Origin of the sequence: Massilia sp. GCM10023247 (assembly GCF_042653325.1) — a bacterium.
Taxonomy (GTDB): Bacteria; Pseudomonadota; Gammaproteobacteria; order Burkholderiales; family Burkholderiaceae_D; genus Telluria.
In genome coordinates, this window is sequence record NZ_JBHSIB010000017.1 from 217809 (window position 1) to 234407 (window position 16599).

Here is a 16599-nt window from a genome sequence, read left to right on the forward strand (position 1 = left end):
CGGCCGCCCGGCGCGTTTGGCCTCAGGCGGCCACGGGTCGCTCCTGCGGCTGCGCATGCAGCCGCACCGACCAGCTGACGCCGGCTACCAGCAGGCCGATGGCCAGGATTTCCAGCAGCCGCGGCGGCGCGCCGCGGTAGGCGAAGCCGTAGAGCATCGCGGCCACCGTCTCGAACAGGATCAGCTGGCCGGTCAGCGTGACCGGCAGGCGGCGGCTGGCGATATTCCACAAGCCGTTGCCGATGACCGAGGCGCCCAGCGCCAGCAGCCCATTGTAGAACCAGAACAACATCCAGTTGCGTTCCCCTGCCAGAAGCGCATCGTTGGTCCCGGCGGTGTAGAGCATCGAGGCCAGGCCGATCGGCAAGGAGATCAGGCCGCTGGCCAGGCCATACAGCGACGACCATTCGCCGCCGCTGAACTGCGGGTTGGCCTTCAGGTAACGCGCGTTGTCGAGCGCATACCAGGTCCAACACAGCAAGGCGCCCGTTGCGCAGGCCACGCCCAGCAGGAACGAGGACCAGCCGGCGCCGCGCGCCTCGGCATGCGCCAGCGCATCGGCATTGATGCAGGCAATCGCCACGGCGACGACCAGCAGCGGCATGGCCAGGCGGCGCAGCGGCACCGCGCCCTGGTCGCGCCGGCCCATCAGCGTGACCGCGACCGGCACCAGGCCGATGATGAGCGAGGTCGGCGCCACGCCGGCCAGTTTCACGCCCAGCGCCAGCAGCATGTAGTAGACCAGGTTGCCGCTCAGGGCCTGGCGTACGAGGGCAAGATAGTCGCGCGGCACCAGGCGCCGCAACACGCGGCGCAGCCTGGGCAGCATCAGGCCGAAGGCAATCGCGCCATACGCCATGTAGCGCCCCACCGCCAGTTCGACAGGGGAAAAGCCGGGCAGCAATTCGGGCACGATGAACACCATGCCCCACAATGCGCCGGCCAGCACGCCACACAACACTCCAGTCAACACAACGCAATCCTTGGCGAACGATCCGTCGCGGCGCCGTCCGGCTGCCGCAAAACAGGCATTGTGCCAGAAGCTTGCCGTGCGGACGCAAACGCGGCCGCGGCAGCGCCTGCCTGGACTCCAGGGTCTGCGTTTCGCCCCATGTAAACGACGGAGGCGCCGGGGCTACCGGTCGATGGGACCGGCGCGGCGGCGCCATTTTCACGGTAGAGGAGCGACCTCTCCGCTTCCTACATACCCACAGCTGTCATGCAGCTCGTCGGGTCAGTACGACAAGGGCTGATCACTTGTCGTTTTTGTGGCTCTGCGAGCCGGCTTTTGCGTGCTGCTCCGGCGTGCCGCCGCGGGTGCTCTGGTTGCCGCCACCCTGGTTGCCGCCTTGTCCACCACCGCTTTGCTGGCTGCCGCCACCGCTGCTCTGGTTGTTGCCGTCGTTCTTGTGGCTCATCGAGCCGGCACGACGTGCTTCTTCCGAGGTGAACTCGTGGGCATTGCCCGAAGCGTGGGCTGCACGGCCGCCTTCGCTGGCGATCTCGCGCTGGCGTTGCGGATCCATGGAGGCGAAGCCGCGGTTGCTGGTGTCACCGCTCTGCTTGCTGCCCTGGTTACCCTGGTTGCCCTGGTTGCCCTGGTTGCCGCCCTGGTTACCGCCCTTGTTGCCGCCTTGGTTATTACTTGCCATGATTACCTCCTGTTATCAAGTAAAAGTGCTCGCCTGTTATTGGCTGAGACAGGTACATCGTAGTCAGCACTGGCGCCCCTGACCACCGCACGCATGCCGTGCCCCCGTAGGACTGCGCCCTATCGGGACGTCAGTAGAGACCGCCACTTTGAAGGAAACGTCTGTTCCCTGAAATTTCTCTTGAGCAAGGTTTGATCAGGGCGCGAGCGTCGACGGCCAGGCGCGCGAGCTTCCCTGGCGCCGCTCCGGACTGGCGCACTGGCGGCGCGTGGCAATGTCGCGCAGCAGGCCCGCCAGGTCTTCGTTGTCGACCGGTTTCGCGAAATGGAAGTCGAAGCCGGCCTGGCTCGAGGCCGCCCGGTCCTCGGCGCGCCCCTGTCCGCTGACGGCGATCAGGACCGCGTCGGCGGTCGCCGCATTGGCGCGCAGGCATTGCGCCAGCGCCAGGCCGTCGATCTCCGGCAAGCCGACATCGAGCAGGTAGACGTCGGCCGGGTCGCTCGCGGCAGCGATCAGTGCCGCCTGCGAGGCGTGTTCGGTGCGCACCTGGTAGCCGCAGGCCCGGATCGTCAGCGCCAGCATCAGGGCGGCGTCGACGTTGTCGTCGACCACCGTGACCTTGAGGGACGCGCCGGCCGCCGCCGGCAACTGGCGCATCGAAGCGGTGGGCGGCAGCGCCTCGCTGCTGTCGGCCAGCGGCAGCGACATCGTGAAACGGCTGCCCTGCCCCGGGCCGTCGCTCTGCACGCGGATCGATCCGCCATGCAGCTCGACCAGCCGCTTGACCACCGCCAGGCCGATGCCGAGCCCGCCCTGGGTGCGGTCGGCGCCGCGCTCGGCCTGGGCGAACAGCTCGAAGGCGCGCGCAATCAGTTCCTCGCTCATGCCGATGCCGTTGTCGCTCACGTGGACCAGCGCGCAGTCGCCGTCGATGCGGGTCTCGACCTCGATCCGCCCGCCTGGGGGCGTGTATTTCACCGCATTGTTGAGGAGGTTGGCGAGCACCTGGATCAGGCGCTTGGCGTCGCCCGCCACGACCAGCGGCTGCGCCTGCGGGCGCACCGCGAGCGCGTGGCGGCGCGCCTGCAGCAGCGGCGTCACCTGCTCCACGGCCTGCGCCAGGATCGTGCGCAGGTCGACCCGCTGGCGGTCGATCACCACCAGGCCGCGCGTGACGCGCGAGACGTCGAGCAGGTCGTCGACCAGGCTGGTCAGGTGCCTGACCTGGCGCAGGATCACGGCTCCGGTGCGTTTTACGCGCTCCACGTCGACGCTCGCGTGGCCCAGCAGCTCGGCCGCGACCATGATTGGCGCCAGCGGGTTGCGCAGCTCGTGCGCGAGCATCGCCAGGAACTCGTCCTTGCGGCGGTCGGCCTCGCGCAGCGCCTCCTCGGCCTTCAGGCGCTCGCTCATGTCGAGCAGGACCACCACGGCGGCAATCACGGCGCCGCCGGGGTCGCGGATCGGCGCGGCCGAACAGACGACGACGCGGCGCAGGCGCGGCTCGTCGAAGGTCTCGATTTCGATCAGCTGGTGCGCCTGGGTATTGCCCAGCAATGCCTGCGCCAGCGGCCAGTCGTCCGGCGCCACCGGCTGCCCGTGGCGCTCGGAACCGTCCGCCCACCAGCCCTTCCAGTCCGGGAAACCGATGGATGCATGCCGGGGCGGCGCGCTGCGGCACCACAGGCTGTCGTGGGCGGCGTTCGACTCGAGCACCCTGCCGCTGCCGTCGACCATCATGATGCCGACCGGCGCCGCTTCGAGCACGGCGCTCAGGCGCGCGCGGCCGGCCTCGGCCTGCGCAGCCGCATCGAGCGCTGCGCGCTGGCTCAGGCGCAGCGCCTCCTCGGCCCGCTTTTGCTCGGTGACCTCGATGGTGAGGTGATGAATGCAGCGCAACTGGCCGTCGGCGTCGAAAATCGGGGTGTTGACGGCGTTCCAGAAACGTTCGACAAACACTTCGACGCCATCGGCGCCGATCGAGCGCACCGGGTAGCGCTGGGTCTGCATCGCATCGGGCTGGCCGGTGTCGATGACGCGTGCCAGCGAGCTGCCGAGCGCCGTGACGCCGCTATCGTCCTGGTCCTTGGGGTCGGCGGGAAAGGCCGCGAACAGGCGCATGCCCACGATCTGCTCGCGGGTGTACGTGACGTTTTCCAGGAAGGCCTGGTTCACGTCGAGGATGAGCGGATCCGCGCTCGGCGACAGGATGCAGGCGCCGATCGGGCAGTTCGTAAAAATCGGTTGGTAGAGAGACGGGTCCAGCATGCAGGTCTTTCGGATGGGCAAACTAGCTGTCAGGCTAGCCTACCCATCGCCCCGCGCCCGTGCGGTGCTTAACGAAAAGACATAACTTCCCCGTCCAGCATGAGGCCGGAACCGGCAAGCGGACCGCTCAGCCCTTCCTGCGCCGGCGCGCCGGTTTACAGCGGGCCTCTGGCCCAGGGACCGGCGATGGCGAAGGTGACGCCCGGGGTCTGGATGTTGACGAACAGGTAGCGCCCGGTCGGATCGAAGCAGGCGCCGGCCAGTTCGTTACGCCGATGGTCGCCCGCCAGGCTGGCAAGCTTGCCGGCGCGCACGAGTTGTGTCTCGCTCAGCACAATATTGTTTTTCGCAAAGATATAGGCGTCGCCATCGTCCGTGATCCCCATCAGGCGCTGGCCGAAGCCGAACTGGTCGGTCGCGGCGGTGGAGGCGTCTTCGCAGATGAGGAGCGCATTGCGGGGACTGACGGTCAGGTTGTCGCCCATGTTGCCCACCAGCGCGCTCGGACTCGAATAGATGCAGGTGAGGAGCTGGGTGGCCAGGTCGAGTTCCCAGATCGCGCCGCGTGCGACGGCGCCGCCGGCGGTATCCATCACGTAGATCTTGCCCTGCGCATACCAGATCCCCTCGCCCCGGTTCATGCGCAGCGCGCCCTGCCTCCAGCCCTGCACGAAGGGCCCGGCCGCATTCGCGATCGTGACGCCGCTCGGACCGATGGCCGTGCCGCGGTCCTGGTCCGGATCGGCGATGTCGACCCACTCCAGCTGGTAGCGCGCATTGATCGGCGCGGTGCCGAGGTTGACGTTGGCCATGCCCTTGACCCTGGCCATCTGCAGCACGCCGCCCAGCGCCAGCGAACCCGGCGCCCCCTTCTTCACATCGGGCACATAGCGATAAAAGCCCGACCTGCCGGACGCATCCTCGGTCTCGTAGACGTTGCCGGTGGCCGGATCGACGGCCGCCGCCTCGTGCGCGAAGCGGCCCATGCCGACGATCGGCTGGCCCGTCGTGCGGCTCGGGTCGGCCATCACTTCGAATACATAGCCGTGCTTGCGGCCGGAAGCGCTGACCGCATCGGAGCCGACCTCCTCGCAGCTCAGCCAGGTACCCCAGGGCGTGATGCCCCCGGCACAGTTGACCGAGGTGCCGCCCAGGCTCGGGGTCATGCCGACCCAGTGACCGTCGCGGAAAAGCAGGTTGGTGGTGCCGCCGCCGAAGCGGTTGTCCGCACCCACGGCATTCGCGCCAGCATCGTAGACGCCCGGCGCATCGATGAAATTGGCCGCTGCGGTGGCGCCGATCTCGTGGTTCCGCACCAGCACCAGCTCGCTGCGGCCGCCGGCCTTGCGCGCCACGATGACGCCCATGCCGTCATGCCCGCCGGGGCACGGCTTCCCGTTGCTCATCGTATCGCCGCGCCAGCCGAAGCTTTTATAGGTAAAACCGGGCGGCAATTGCAGCAGCGGCAGGCCGGTCGTGAGGTCCTTCACCGGACGGATCGGCCCGTACGGGCTGTCGATGAGCGTCGTCTCCCCGTTGGCAGCCCGGGTCTGCCGCGACTGCATCGCCACGAAGGCGCCGACGAAGGGCAAGGCGGAAGCGCCGGCCACACCTTTGAGCAGGTTGCGCCGCGCCGGCGAGATGGTCTTGTCTGTCATGCTGAGCATTCTCCGAAAGGTCAGTCGAACCGGGGCGACCCGGCAACGAGTTGGACGACCAGCGACTGCCTGCTGCCGGCCCCGCCGCGCCGATGCAGCGCGGATGAGCCCATTACAGCAAACAAATGCTACCGTTCGATGACAGCAAAATGACAAGGTGAAGGATGTGGTGGACGCCGGCTGTGTTTGCCCGAGGCCGCAAGCGGAAGACGACCTCGCCACTACATTCGACCAGACCACTGGCTTGCCCATAGGACAACTTACGACGTACACTCGGACATTGCCGAGCGCCTGTAATCGGCTGGCACCAATACACGGAATCCAGCGCATGAATACCGAGTTCATCACTTCTGTTCCCTACCTTCACACGGAACGACTCACGCTTCGTGAATATCGACGGGAGGACTTTGACCTGTTTGCAGCGCATCTCGCCGACCCTGTCAGCGCGGCCCACCTGGTCCCGGCTGACCGCCCTGCTGCATGGCGAATCTTCTGTTCACAAGCAGGACTATGGCTCCTGCATGGCGCCGGATGGTGGGCTGTCGAGGAAAAGGAGACTGGTCGACTCGTCGGGAGTGTTGGCGCGTTCTTTCGCGAGGAATCCACAGTGATGGAGCTTGGCTGGAATACCTATCGTGCCTCTTGGGGCCGGGGATTCGCGAACGAAGCGGCGGCGGCGGCTATGAACCATGCGCTCGAGATCCGACGCGAACCCACAGTTCGGGCTCTCATCGGTTCGTCCAATGAATCATCGCTGCGCGTTGCCAAACGCCTTGGCCTGACTTATGAAGCGGAAACCGAGCTATACGGCAAAGCGGTCGGGATATATGCCCGTAAGCGGGGAGGCCCGGTTAGTTAGGTGTACAGGACCGCGCTGGATGAAGTTAACCAGGAGCCCGCAGGGCTCTGCTTCTCGCCTCTGGGAAACAAAAATGGCCACCCAAGGGTGGCCATTTTTATTGGTATTCCTGGCGGAGAGAGGGGGATTCAAATTGCTCCCTCAAAATTCCCTTACCTTACTGGGCATTTTTACTGTTCTACACACCGATGTGGAGTATTGCTGTGTAGAACTTGCGGCAGTGTATCACGGCAGGCCGCGCGAAGGCAGGTCATACCTATTCATGAACGCTGACGTCGTCTCAGCGCATGTCCTTCAAGCTTGGTCCAATGTCTTAAGCTGACCTACTCCAGTTCGAAATCCGTACTCCCGACCCGAACCATCACTCCGCTCTCGATACTCTTCGGGCCCACTGAACCTCGGAGCGGGCAGCCAGGCCAAAGGCCTACGAGCGACGCCGAACGCTTCGTTCCATTACCTTCCTGAGCATCTCGAAGGTATGCCTACCGCACACGAGACGCGCAGCCGACTTACGTGCTTACCCCTGACTGATATACAACACGCCGAGCTAGCCCATACGGCCGTGCTGCAGACATGTAGCTATCCCGCGCCCTGTAACATGGGTGCTCAGGTTCGCTATACCCTTACATCGGGCCATATAGTGGCTTCCTAGGCACTCTACCCCTGTGGTCGCGCGACCGTAGGCTCGCCTGTGATGAAATCGTCGTGCGCAAGAGTGCAACTTGCGCATACGTGACACATCCACTGGAAGCCAACTCATAAGAGGACTGCAAACCGCGCGGCGCTGCCGCTAGCAAGACCCGGGCGGCGGAACCGCCCGGGTCTTTGTTGGCATTCACTCGTACTGGAGTGGTCGGGTGCCGAGTCATCTGGCCGGCACCTCTGAACTCGAGATTCGGCCGTACCGATGTGCGTAAAGCTTGAGATGAGCTTTGCACGCAGCTCAGTCATCAACGTTGAGAATATTCTCTTGCTTTGAGCGTGCCGAGTTCCTCCGCATGTCCAGTGGCGCCGACGCCGACGTGCCATCCCTGGTGGGCATCCGTCTACTTCGGCCGCTGGTTGGTTACTCTCAAGACATCGTGTCCCGCGCTGTTTTCCGTTTTCCCCATCGTTGCTACGGTACAATCGGACAAACTTTTGAGACGGGTCTCCCGCCTTTTCCACACAATGTCACGAGCAATATAGTGGCATCCGAGAACACATATCATTGCAATAATGTCAAATAAACTTACTCTCGAAGCCCTTGAATCATGGCTTTGGGAATCCGCTAACATCCTCCGCGGTTCGATTGACTCATCTGACTTTAAGAACTACATCTTCGGCCTGCTGTTCCTGAAGCGTTTCAACGACGTGTTCGAAGAACGCATCGCCCAGTTGGTGAAGGACGAGGGGTTGACCGGCAGTGAAGCCGAGGAAGAAGTTCAGGACAAATGGGGCCGCTTCCCCATCAGCGCTCGCTGGCACGAGCTGATTGCCCGTACTGAGAACATCGGCGAGGCGCTGGACAAAGCCTTCGCCACCATCGAGGCCAACAACCCCGAACTGCAATACGTGCTGACCGCCACCCAGTACGGCGACAAGCGCGTGCTATCCGACTCCACCCTGCAGCGGTTGCTGCGCCACTTCAACCAGTACAAACTCGGTAACGCCGACCTGTATAAGGCAGACATGCTGGGGGACGCCTACGAATACCTCATCAAGCAGTTTGCTGACGATGCCGGCAAGAAGGGCGGCGAGTTTTACACCCCGAAGGCTGTGGTGCAACTGGTTGTCGAACTCATCGACCCGCAACCAGGTCATTCCGTATATGACCCGACCTGCGGCAGTGGCGGCATGCTCGTGGAAAGTGCCCATCATGTTGCCAGTCTGCCCGACGGCACCATCATGGGCAAGCCGAATGTTCTGCTGTTCGGCCAGGAGAAAAACCTCGGCACCTGGGCCATCGCCAAGCTGAATCTCTACCTGCACAATATGCGCGCCGAAATCGAGCGTGGCGATACGCTGGTCGAACCCAAGCATCTGGATGGCGATTACCTCAAGACATTCGACCGCGTGATTGCAAACCCACCGTTTTCAGCCAAGTCTTGGTGGGCTCCGCTGGAACTGGCCCATGAAGCCGAGCAGGAAGGCGACAAGAAACCAAAGGCGCCCAACTACAAACAGGTCAGCGACCCCTACGGTCGCTTTGTCTATGGCATCCCGCCGCGGGGTTATGCCGACCTGGCTTTCGCCCAGCACATGTTGGCCAGCCTGAAGGCCGACGGCCGCATGGGCATCATCTTGCCACATGGCGTATTGTTCCGTAGTGGCGAAGAAGGCAAGATTCGTGGGGGGCTGCTTTTCGGCACTGATACCGCGAGCGGTAACCAGCCAGGCGACTTAATTGAAACCATTGTCGGCCTGCCCGCCGCGTTATTCTACAATACGCCAATTCCAGCTTGTGTACTAATTCTGAACAAGAACAAGCCAGCCGCACTCAAGGGCAAGGTCATCATTATTGATGCGAGTGCCAATTTTGGAAACGATAAGGTGCAGAATACCTTGCGCCCAAAGGACATTATCCAAATCGTTAGCACCCACAAGGCGGCATTCGCCCAGCAGACCGAGGTCGAAAATTATTGCCGCGTGGTGACTTTGGATGAAATTCGCAGCAACGCCGGCAACCTTAACATCGCCCGATACATCGATAACGGCGAAACCGAAGAAGTCGTAGATGTAGCCGCGACATTAGCCCAACTGGCGGCACTAGCGGAGGAGGACGCACAGGTTGATGCACGACTGAATGGGTATTTGGTCGAATTAGGATTGCTGGAGATTGAGGCGTGAGTTTGGTCGTTAAGGCAGGATACAAGGAAACATATGTCGGCTGGATTCCGAATGATTGGCAGCCTGCATATCTAGGCACGGTCGCCTACATCAATCCAGGCCGTACAAAGCCTGAGTCTGGTGGAGAGGTATCTTTTCTAACAATGAGCGATGTGTCCGAGACTGGTCGAGTAATCGGTGGACAGATACGAAAGTATCAGGATGTGGCAAAAGGCTTTACTTCTTTCATTGATAACGATGTACTGGTAGCGAAGATTACACCTTGTTTTGAGAACGGAAAAGGCGCTCTAGTCGGGAACTTGTTAGGTGGAATAGGTTTTGGGAGTACCGAATTTCATGTTATCCGTGCGAAGCAAGAGGTAGCAGTACCGGCTTTCCTATATCTACACACACGTTCTGACACGTTTCGAAGGCTTGGGGAAAGAAACATGGTCGGCTCTGCTGGCCAGAAGAGGGTTCCCACCGATTTTCTGCGCGAATATCCCATTGCACTTCCTCCGGTCGCCGAACAAAAGAAAATCGCCACTATCCTTACAACCGTGGACGACAAGCTTGATGTGATTGCCCGTCAGATTGTCACCACCCAGACCCTTAAGCAAGGACTGATGCAAACCCTGTTCAGCCGCGGCGTTGACGCTCAAGTTGCTGTTGACAAAGGATTGCCGAACACTGATATTGCGCACTGTCCAAAAAACGGGTTTTCTACACGTTGGATAGAACGTCGACTCGGTGACATCGCACCACTTGTGAGGCGACCAGTCGAGGTTGAGTCGCATAAGTCATATCCGGAATTAGGACTCCGGTCGTATGGTAAAGGCACGTTTCACAAACGAGCACTACTTGGCAGCGAAGTCGGCAACAAACGTTTGTTTGAAATCAAGGCTGGTGATTTGCTGTTTTCAAATGTCTTTGCATGGGAAGGAGCCGTTGCGGTTGCCAAACCTGAGGATGACGGTCGTTTTGGGTCACATCGGTATATTACCTGTGTTGTGGATAATTCCCTTGCCGATACGTCGTACATTTTTCGGTTCTTGACGACTCCGGCCGGTATAGCTCTGCTGACGCTTGCATCCCCCGGTGGTGCAGGTCGAAACAAGACACTTGGACTGGCGGCTTTAGCAAACATTACCATCCCGCTTCCCCCGCTGGATGAGCAACGAAAAATCACTGACATTCTAAACAGTGTTGATGCCAAGCTGAAAACACTGAACGCAAAGCTGACTCACTACGAGACTATTAAACGTGGCCTAACGCAGAAGCTGCTGACTGGGGAATGGCGGGTAAATGCGCTGCCGGAGGCTCTCATGGCAGCTTGAGTGCCCACGCTGCGAAAAAGAGAGAGTTCAGTCTTGACCCGGCCGCAAAGGATGAATCTGGCGACGATGCGACACGACTGAAGCCGTAGCGCTAACAACAAAAAGGGGGAGTCATGGGAAAAGCCGAAAAGGACGGGGTCGAAATCCCTGCGGTTGAATGGCTGGTCAAGCTGGGCTACACCCATTTGCCAGGGAGCAAAGTCGAGGTCGAACACCGCCATCTTGCCCCCGTCCTTGAAAGCGTGCTCCGCCTTAGGCTCTTGAGTTTGAACCAATGGCTGCGCACCGCTCCAGGGGGGGTAGATGCGGCGCTAATTGAGCTACACAAGCGAGTGAACGATGACCTGCTGCCCGCGAACAAGGCATTCTGGGAGCAGGCTGTGCATCGCGCCGACATCCAGGTCAAGGATGTTGAGGGCAGGCTGCGCAGTGTGCGCTTCTTCGACGCGACTACGGCGACTAATAACGACTTTCACGTAGTCGACCAGTACGTCGGCAAAAACGCCGACGGGGCCCTGTTTCGACCCGACCTGCTTTTGTTTATCAACGGCCTGCCGCTGGCCATCATAGAATGCAAGGCCAGCCACCATCGGTTGGATGAAGCATTGGCACAACTGGACGGCTACCAGGCCAGTTTTCCTGCGCAGTTCGTCTTCAACCAGGTCTGCGTGGGCCTAAACCGACGCGAGGGCTTGTATGGCGCTATCCTCACCAAGCCAGCGTTCTACGCACATTACAGATTGCAGGACACCGAACTGGCAGCGGTGTCCAATATGCTAGGGGCGGAGCCAAGCGTACAAGACCAGTTGCTGTGGGCATTGTTTGAGCCGAGCCGTTTTCTGGAGCTGGTGACCCATTTTGTGCTGTTCGAAACACGCGACGGCAGGACGGTCAAGAAGCTGCCGCGCTATCAGCAGTGGCGCGCGGTACGCAAAACCATCGCCCGGCTAACGGCGCCGAAGCCCATCGGCGGCGTAGTATGGCATACGCAGGGCAGCGGCAAGTCGCTGACTATGGCGTTGCTGGCCAGGATGCTGCGCGCCGACAGCACTGGACTGAACAACCCGACCGTGCTGGTGCTCACCGACCGCAAGGACCTCGACAAGCAAATCTTCGATACCTTCCACGCGGTCGGCATCAAGGCGATTCAGGCCGTGTCAGTCGATGGTCTGGTCAAATTGCTGGGCAATGATTACGGCAGTGTCTTTACCAGCACCGTGCAAAAGTTCCAGGAGAACGAACAGTCGGACGCCTCGGCCGATGTCTCGTCGGATGCGGGCGCTACTACCCTGGAAGCGACTCGACACCGACGCATACGCGAGGGTAAAGACTTCTTCATGGTCGAGGAGCGCAATATGTGTTTCGGCCAGTTTGATGACAACGGGTTAATGCTCGACGCCCGGTGGGAAGAAATCAGCCGGGAGCAGGTCAACTTTCGCGTACTGAGCACGAAGCCGAATTTTTATGTGTTGGTCGACGAAGCGCATCGTAGCCAATATGACTTTCTGGCTGCGTTCATGCGGGCCAGTCTGCCCAACGCCAAATTCATCGCCTTCACCGGCACGCCACTGCTGAATGACGACAAGCACACTTTGGCCGAGTTTGGCGGCGACGCGTATATCGATGAGTACCGCTTGCACGAGGCGGTGGCCGATGGCGCGACCCTACCAATCAAGTATCAGGACGCCTGGGTAGACTTGACTCCTGATGCGCAGCTTGACCAGGCGTTCGAAGACCAATTCGATAAAGAAGCGGAGGGTCGCCAGCAGGCCCTCAAGAAAGCCTTGCTGGCCCGCTGGCGGCAGGCCGGCAACCGCATGGAACAGGTCGCAGCCCATCTGGCGGAACACTTCGTCGCCAACGTTCAGGCGAAAGGGCTGAAGGCCATGCTGGTCTGCGATGGCCGCGATATGGCGGTGCGTTACAAGGACTTGCTCGACGGCTTGATGAAAGAGCGGAAAGCCAACGGCCTGCCGACCTTCGAAAGCCGAGTGGTCATCTCGCTGGCCAGCGTAACCGCGTCACGCACCGGCCTGTCGGTGCAGGAAGCCGCGGCTGAGTACAAGCTGGACCGGAACCAGATTCAGACCATCGAAGAACGCATCAGAAGCGAACTGGTCGCCGGCAAAGCCCCGGTCGCCGTGCCCGTAGAACAAGTGGCAAACTTCGTCAGCAAGCTGTTCCCGCTGCCTTACGGCGACGAGACCAAGGGCCGGGACGGCCAACCCCACGCCAACAATGTGGGCCTCATCATCGTCTCCGATATGCTGTTGACCGGCTGGGACGCGCCGATTGTTGGCACTATGTACCTTGACAAGCCATTGAAGGAACACACGCTGCTGCAGGCGATTGCCCGGGTCAACCGCACCATGGCAGGTAAGAATGCGGGCTATATCGTCGATTATCATGGGGTGGTGGAACACCTTGACCATGCACTGAAAATCTACGGTGGCGAAGTGCAGCCAGCCCAGGTGTGGGAAGGCGTCGAAAGCGAATTGCCCAAGCTGCAAGCGACACTCGGCCGCATTCTCAAGCTGCTGCCGAAGAAGCACGACCCGGTCCGGCAACGCGAGGATTACAAGGATGACGCCGAGCGTTTCCTTGACCCGGCCAGCAGGCTCGATGCCGTGGAAGACTTCCTAGAATTGGCCAAGCAGTTTAACCGCAGCATCGACATCATCTTGCCCGATGTGCGTGGCGTGCCCTTCAAGCCGTACTTCACACTGTTCGCGGAAATCCGCCTCATGCTGCGCGATAAGCTGCCCGGCAACACCTACCGCGACCGCATCACGAAGCTTGAATCCGCGCTGCTGCAGCAACTTCTGGACGAGTATATCGCCGCCAGCCCGGCCAGAAGCCTGCTGGGCAAGGAGGTGTCGATTCTGGATGCCAGCGACATGGCCCGCTTGCGGAAGTTGGCCAGTCCGGGCAGCCAGGCGCTGGTGATGAAAAACCAGTTGAAGCACACCATTGTCACTGGCAGGGAGAAAGACCCGGCCTTCTTCGACAAGCTGGCCGAGGAACTGGAAAAGCTGCTGGCGGAAGAAGCTGCCGGGCGCATCAGCCAAGCCCAGTTCCTGGAGCAGCTCGACCTGTTCGGCCAACGCATCAAGGACAAGGACAACACCGGCTTCGCCCATCCGGCGCATTCGGCGGTGTATCACTACTTGGCCGCCTTACTGCCAGAAAACACTGCCAGGGTAGCTACCACCCAACTATTCGAAGATGGCAGCCTGAGTGGCGCCATTGCGGCGGCCAACTGGAAACAGATGCCTGACCTGCACCCGGAAATCCGAGACCTGCTGCGCAAGTTGCTGATGCCCTTGGCCGGTTGGGAGCGCTCGGTCGCACGCGACCACGCTAGCCGCATCCTGGATATTCTGCTCAAGAACTGACCATGCCCGTTTTGCAGTACGGCCAGACCCTCATTGAATGGCGTTTTCAACCCGATGCCAGGCTTAAGCGCCACTACGTGACCGTGGAGCGAGGGCAGCCAGTGCTGCTACGTGGGCCTATGGTGGACGAGGCGGAACAAGAGGTGCTGGTGCACCGTCGTGCCCGCTGGATACGAGATAAGCTAATATTGGTGAACTCGCCACAAAGCGCCGAAGCCATCACCACGGGGAGCAGGCTGCGCTACTGCGGCCGAACCTACTTCACTGAAGTGCGACATTGTCCGGAACTGACCAAGCCCCGGCTAACCTTTACCGCATCCCGTTTCATCGTTGACAACCCGAATGGCCTGGTCATCCAGCTTGATGCATTGATGCCATGGTTAGAGCAGTTCTACCGCGAACGCGCGCACGAAAAATTGCCGGTCAGAGTGCGTTTCTGGGAGCGCCAAACGGGTTTGCAGGCCCGTGGCGCCCGCATTCGCCACTTTCAAAGTCGATGGGCCAGTTGCGATGCCCAAAATGTGCTGGAATTCCATCCGCGGGTGATGGAGCTGCCGACGAGCGTACAGGATTACGTTATTGTCCATGAGCTATGCCACACGGTAGAAAAGAATCACACGAAAGCATTTTGGACGCTGGTGGCACGGCACATGCCGGACTGGCAACGGCAGCATGAGGCGCTGGAACGGGCCGTGTTTGGAGATGCAATTTAGTCTCCTTCGAGCGCATGATATACCTTCGAGGAACACTTTTTCGAGGACTTAACGATGAATATTGCATTACGTCCTTCAGATGTGGAAGGTAACTCACGAATACCGGCACAAGAAGCGAATTCCGTAAATCCTGAAGAGACCAAGCTATGGTAGCCATTACCGTCAGAACTTCAAATTGCGACAAAGATAGTCACTACCTCATTGAGGAGCTGGCAACCGCCTCGGTCACGCTCGAGCTCCAGTTTGATGAAATTGTAAGTGCCCAGTCGCAGTCGGCGCGTAAGCGTGAGCTTGTGGATGCCATACAAGTTGAGCTCTCGCGGTTCAAATGGCTTATATCCGGCAGTGTTCAGATTGAATTCGCTTGGTATCTACACGGGGTCGAGCGTCAAGAGACCGACAAAGTCGGGGACATCGACAACATTACGAAACCAATACTCGACGCACTAACGGGGCCGAAAGGAATACTCATCGATGACGCTCAAATCGGCTCCGTTCACACTTTTTGGATGTCCCGAAACGAACAGCTAGCCTACAGCGTCTTAAAGCTTGAAGTCCAGTTCTCCAACGACGATTGCTTGGATAAACACAATCTCGTCTTCATCAGGTATTGGGACGCGATGTGTGTTGCTTTGAATGTGGACTTCAGTGACTTGCGGTCAGTGTTGGGGGCCTGCGTGGTCGTACAAGCGCGAAAAAGACATCGCCGTTTGGCTCGTCTCTTTCGCCAACTGGGCGCGCAAGTAGACCGATTTTTCGTTAACTCGACGTGGGACTTCCATCGGACACGTCTTGCGAACTTCTCCCAAAAAGACATCCTGACGCTAGACCAGTTCAAGCAGCAAGTGCGCCATTCGGGATTGACTAGACTCGGGTTACGCAAATTACGACTGCCGAAAGGCACCTAGACCAGTGATAGCTTCGGCGGCTTGCGGTTTGCGGGAATCGCGACAAGACCGCAAGTGCCAGGCCGAAGGCCTGAGCACGCGCAGGCGCCCAGCGCCGAAGCACAGCACCCGGAGGGACACGGAGCGCTCGCGCGCGGAGTGTTGTCGGGCCGCCCACGGCCCGGCATGCCATCAGGGGGAGCCGGTGACAGGGGGCAGTCCTCGACTGCCAGGCGTCCTAACGCCGACCTGTCTCCGGGGGAGCGATAGCTCCACGGCCCCGAGGCACTCGGGCAACCAGAGACAGACAGGCACCGACCCGGGGCCCCGCTGCCGGCTTGCCGGCAGATGGGGAAGGAGGTGAGTCCAAGGGACCGCGAAACCGCCAGGTTGAGCGCCGGCTGTCGCTGGTTGCCCGAGCGCGCGAGGGGCCGCAGGTGGGTGGCCCTCCAGGGCCAAGTAGTCGGCAGGGCGTCCAGCCCGTTAAGCCGAATACGCCCCGCCGCAAGGGGAGATTCATCTCCCCGCGCAGCCCACAAAGTGGGCGAAGTGTAAGGTCGGAGACCTTACATACCCTACGCAAAATTTATGTTCTCGCCGGCAGCGCTATACGGAGATACAAACTCTGGAGCGCAATATGAACAAACGAGAGCAAGGAATGCACTACCGCGCGCAGGCGCTGAGGGCCTTAGCACGCCTGGGCTATGCAACGACTCGGCAGCTGGCGAAGATTGTCTGGAAGCGCTGCGACGGTAGCACCCGGAAGATGGCAGGTCGGACGCTTCGCTGGCTTCTGGAAATCGGCTACATCGTCACCAAACGAGATGGCGACAGCGTCAATGGCGAACAGCTCACCGCCGTCACCATCGCAGGTGCCGCATGGTTAGCCAGGAACGGCGACCCACTCCCCTACGGGAAGGCGCACGCCAGGGATTGGCTGCGGCACGCGCACTGAATCGCCACGACTATCGTAGACACTCCTGAGCCATAATATCGGGCACAAGGAGAAGATATGAGCGGTA

Annotated in this window: 11 protein-coding genes; 7 read left to right on the forward strand and 4 right to left on the reverse strand. The window is 60.6% G+C overall.

Annotated features, from left to right (window positions below):
- Positions 1-22: 22 nt before the first annotated feature.
- The 4 genes from ACFPAH_RS15315 to ACFPAH_RS15330 form a co-directional block, all read right to left on the reverse strand.
- Positions 23-973 (reverse strand): DMT family transporter, encoded by a 951-nt coding sequence (locus ACFPAH_RS15315; RefSeq protein ID WP_379746986.1) that lies wholly within the window; start codon positions 971-973, stop codon positions 23-25.
- A 280-nt stretch (positions 974-1253) separates the two neighbouring features.
- Positions 1254-1652: a KGG domain-containing protein gene (locus tag ACFPAH_RS15320; RefSeq protein WP_379746988.1), complete on the reverse strand. Its 399-nt coding sequence runs from the start codon at positions 1650-1652 to the stop codon at positions 1254-1256.
- 195 nt (positions 1653-1847) lie between these two features.
- The gene (locus ACFPAH_RS15325) at positions 1848-3920 is read right to left on the reverse strand and encodes an ATP-binding protein (protein ID WP_379746990.1); all 2073 of its coding nucleotides are present in this window, start codon (positions 3918-3920) and stop codon (positions 1848-1850) included.
- 155 nt (positions 3921-4075) lie between these two features.
- Positions 4076-5578 carry a PhoX family protein gene (locus ACFPAH_RS15330; RefSeq protein ID WP_379746992.1) on the reverse strand — a complete coding sequence of 501 codons (1503 nt, stop codon included), beginning with the start codon at positions 5576-5578 and terminating at the stop codon, positions 4076-4078.
- A gap of 328 nt (positions 5579-5906) precedes the next feature.
- Between ACFPAH_RS15330 and ACFPAH_RS15335 the strand changes: the two genes are divergently transcribed.
- From ACFPAH_RS15335 to ACFPAH_RS15365, 7 genes are all read left to right on the forward strand, one after another.
- The gene (locus ACFPAH_RS15335; RefSeq protein WP_379746994.1) at positions 5907-6437 is read left to right on the forward strand and encodes a GNAT family N-acetyltransferase; all 531 of its coding nucleotides are present in this window, start codon (positions 5907-5909) and stop codon (positions 6435-6437) included.
- Positions 6438-7655: 1218 nt separating this feature from the next.
- Positions 7656-9266 carry a type I restriction-modification system subunit M gene (locus ACFPAH_RS15340; RefSeq protein ID WP_379746996.1) on the forward strand — a complete coding sequence of 537 codons (1611 nt, stop codon included), beginning with the start codon at positions 7656-7658 and terminating at the stop codon, positions 9264-9266.
- Positions 9263-10582: a restriction endonuclease subunit S gene (locus ACFPAH_RS15345; RefSeq protein WP_379746998.1), complete on the forward strand. Its 1320-nt coding sequence runs from the start codon at positions 9263-9265 to the stop codon at positions 10580-10582. The genes ACFPAH_RS15340 and ACFPAH_RS15345 overlap by 4 nt, the downstream gene beginning before the upstream one ends.
- A gap of 113 nt (positions 10583-10695) precedes the next feature.
- Complete coding sequence (locus tag ACFPAH_RS15350) at positions 10696-13977, forward strand: type I restriction endonuclease subunit R (protein ID WP_379747000.1); 3282 nt, start codon at positions 10696-10698, stop codon at positions 13975-13977.
- 2 nt (positions 13978-13979) lie between these two features.
- Entirely contained in the window at positions 13980-14690 is a 711-nt protein-coding gene (locus ACFPAH_RS15355; protein ID WP_379747003.1) for a SprT family zinc-dependent metalloprotease, read from the forward strand.
- 146 nt (positions 14691-14836) lie between these two features.
- On the forward strand, positions 14837-15598 hold the full coding sequence (locus ACFPAH_RS15360; protein ID WP_379747005.1) for a RusA family crossover junction endodeoxyribonuclease: 762 nt from the start codon (positions 14837-14839) through the stop codon (positions 15596-15598).
- Positions 15599-16214: 616 nt separating this feature from the next.
- Positions 16215-16532: a hypothetical protein gene (locus tag ACFPAH_RS15365; RefSeq protein WP_379747007.1), complete on the forward strand. Its 318-nt coding sequence runs from the start codon at positions 16215-16217 to the stop codon at positions 16530-16532.
- Positions 16533-16599 lie beyond the last annotated feature (67 nt).

What these genes read in the sequence shown, in the direction of transcription:
- ACFPAH_RS15320 (WP_379746988.1), bottom strand. Translation starts at nt 1,652, where the DNA reads ATGGCAAGTAATAACCAAGGCGGCAACAAGGGCGGTAACCAGGGCGGC.
- ACFPAH_RS15360 (WP_379747005.1), top strand. Translation starts at nt 14,837, where the DNA reads ATGGTAGCCATTACCGTCAGAACTTCAAATTGCGACAAAGATAGTCAC.
- ACFPAH_RS15350 (WP_379747000.1), top strand. Translation starts at nt 10,696, where the DNA reads ATGGGAAAAGCCGAAAAGGACGGGGTCGAAATCCCTGCGGTTGAATGG.
- ACFPAH_RS15355 (WP_379747003.1), top strand. Translation starts at nt 13,980, where the DNA reads ATGCCCGTTTTGCAGTACGGCCAGACCCTCATTGAATGGCGTTTTCAA.
- ACFPAH_RS15340 (WP_379746996.1), top strand. Translation starts at nt 7,656, where the DNA reads ATGTCAAATAAACTTACTCTCGAAGCCCTTGAATCATGGCTTTGGGAA.
- ACFPAH_RS15365 (WP_379747007.1), top strand. Translation starts at nt 16,215, where the DNA reads ATGAACAAACGAGAGCAAGGAATGCACTACCGCGCGCAGGCGCTGAGG.
- ACFPAH_RS15330 (WP_379746992.1), bottom strand. Translation starts at nt 5,578, where the DNA reads ATGACAGACAAGACCATCTCGCCGGCGCGGCGCAACCTGCTCAAAGGT.
- ACFPAH_RS15335 (WP_379746994.1), top strand. Translation starts at nt 5,907, where the DNA reads ATGAATACCGAGTTCATCACTTCTGTTCCCTACCTTCACACGGAACGA.
- ACFPAH_RS15325 (WP_379746990.1), bottom strand. Translation starts at nt 3,920, where the DNA reads ATGCTGGACCCGTCTCTCTACCAACCGATTTTTACGAACTGCCCGATC.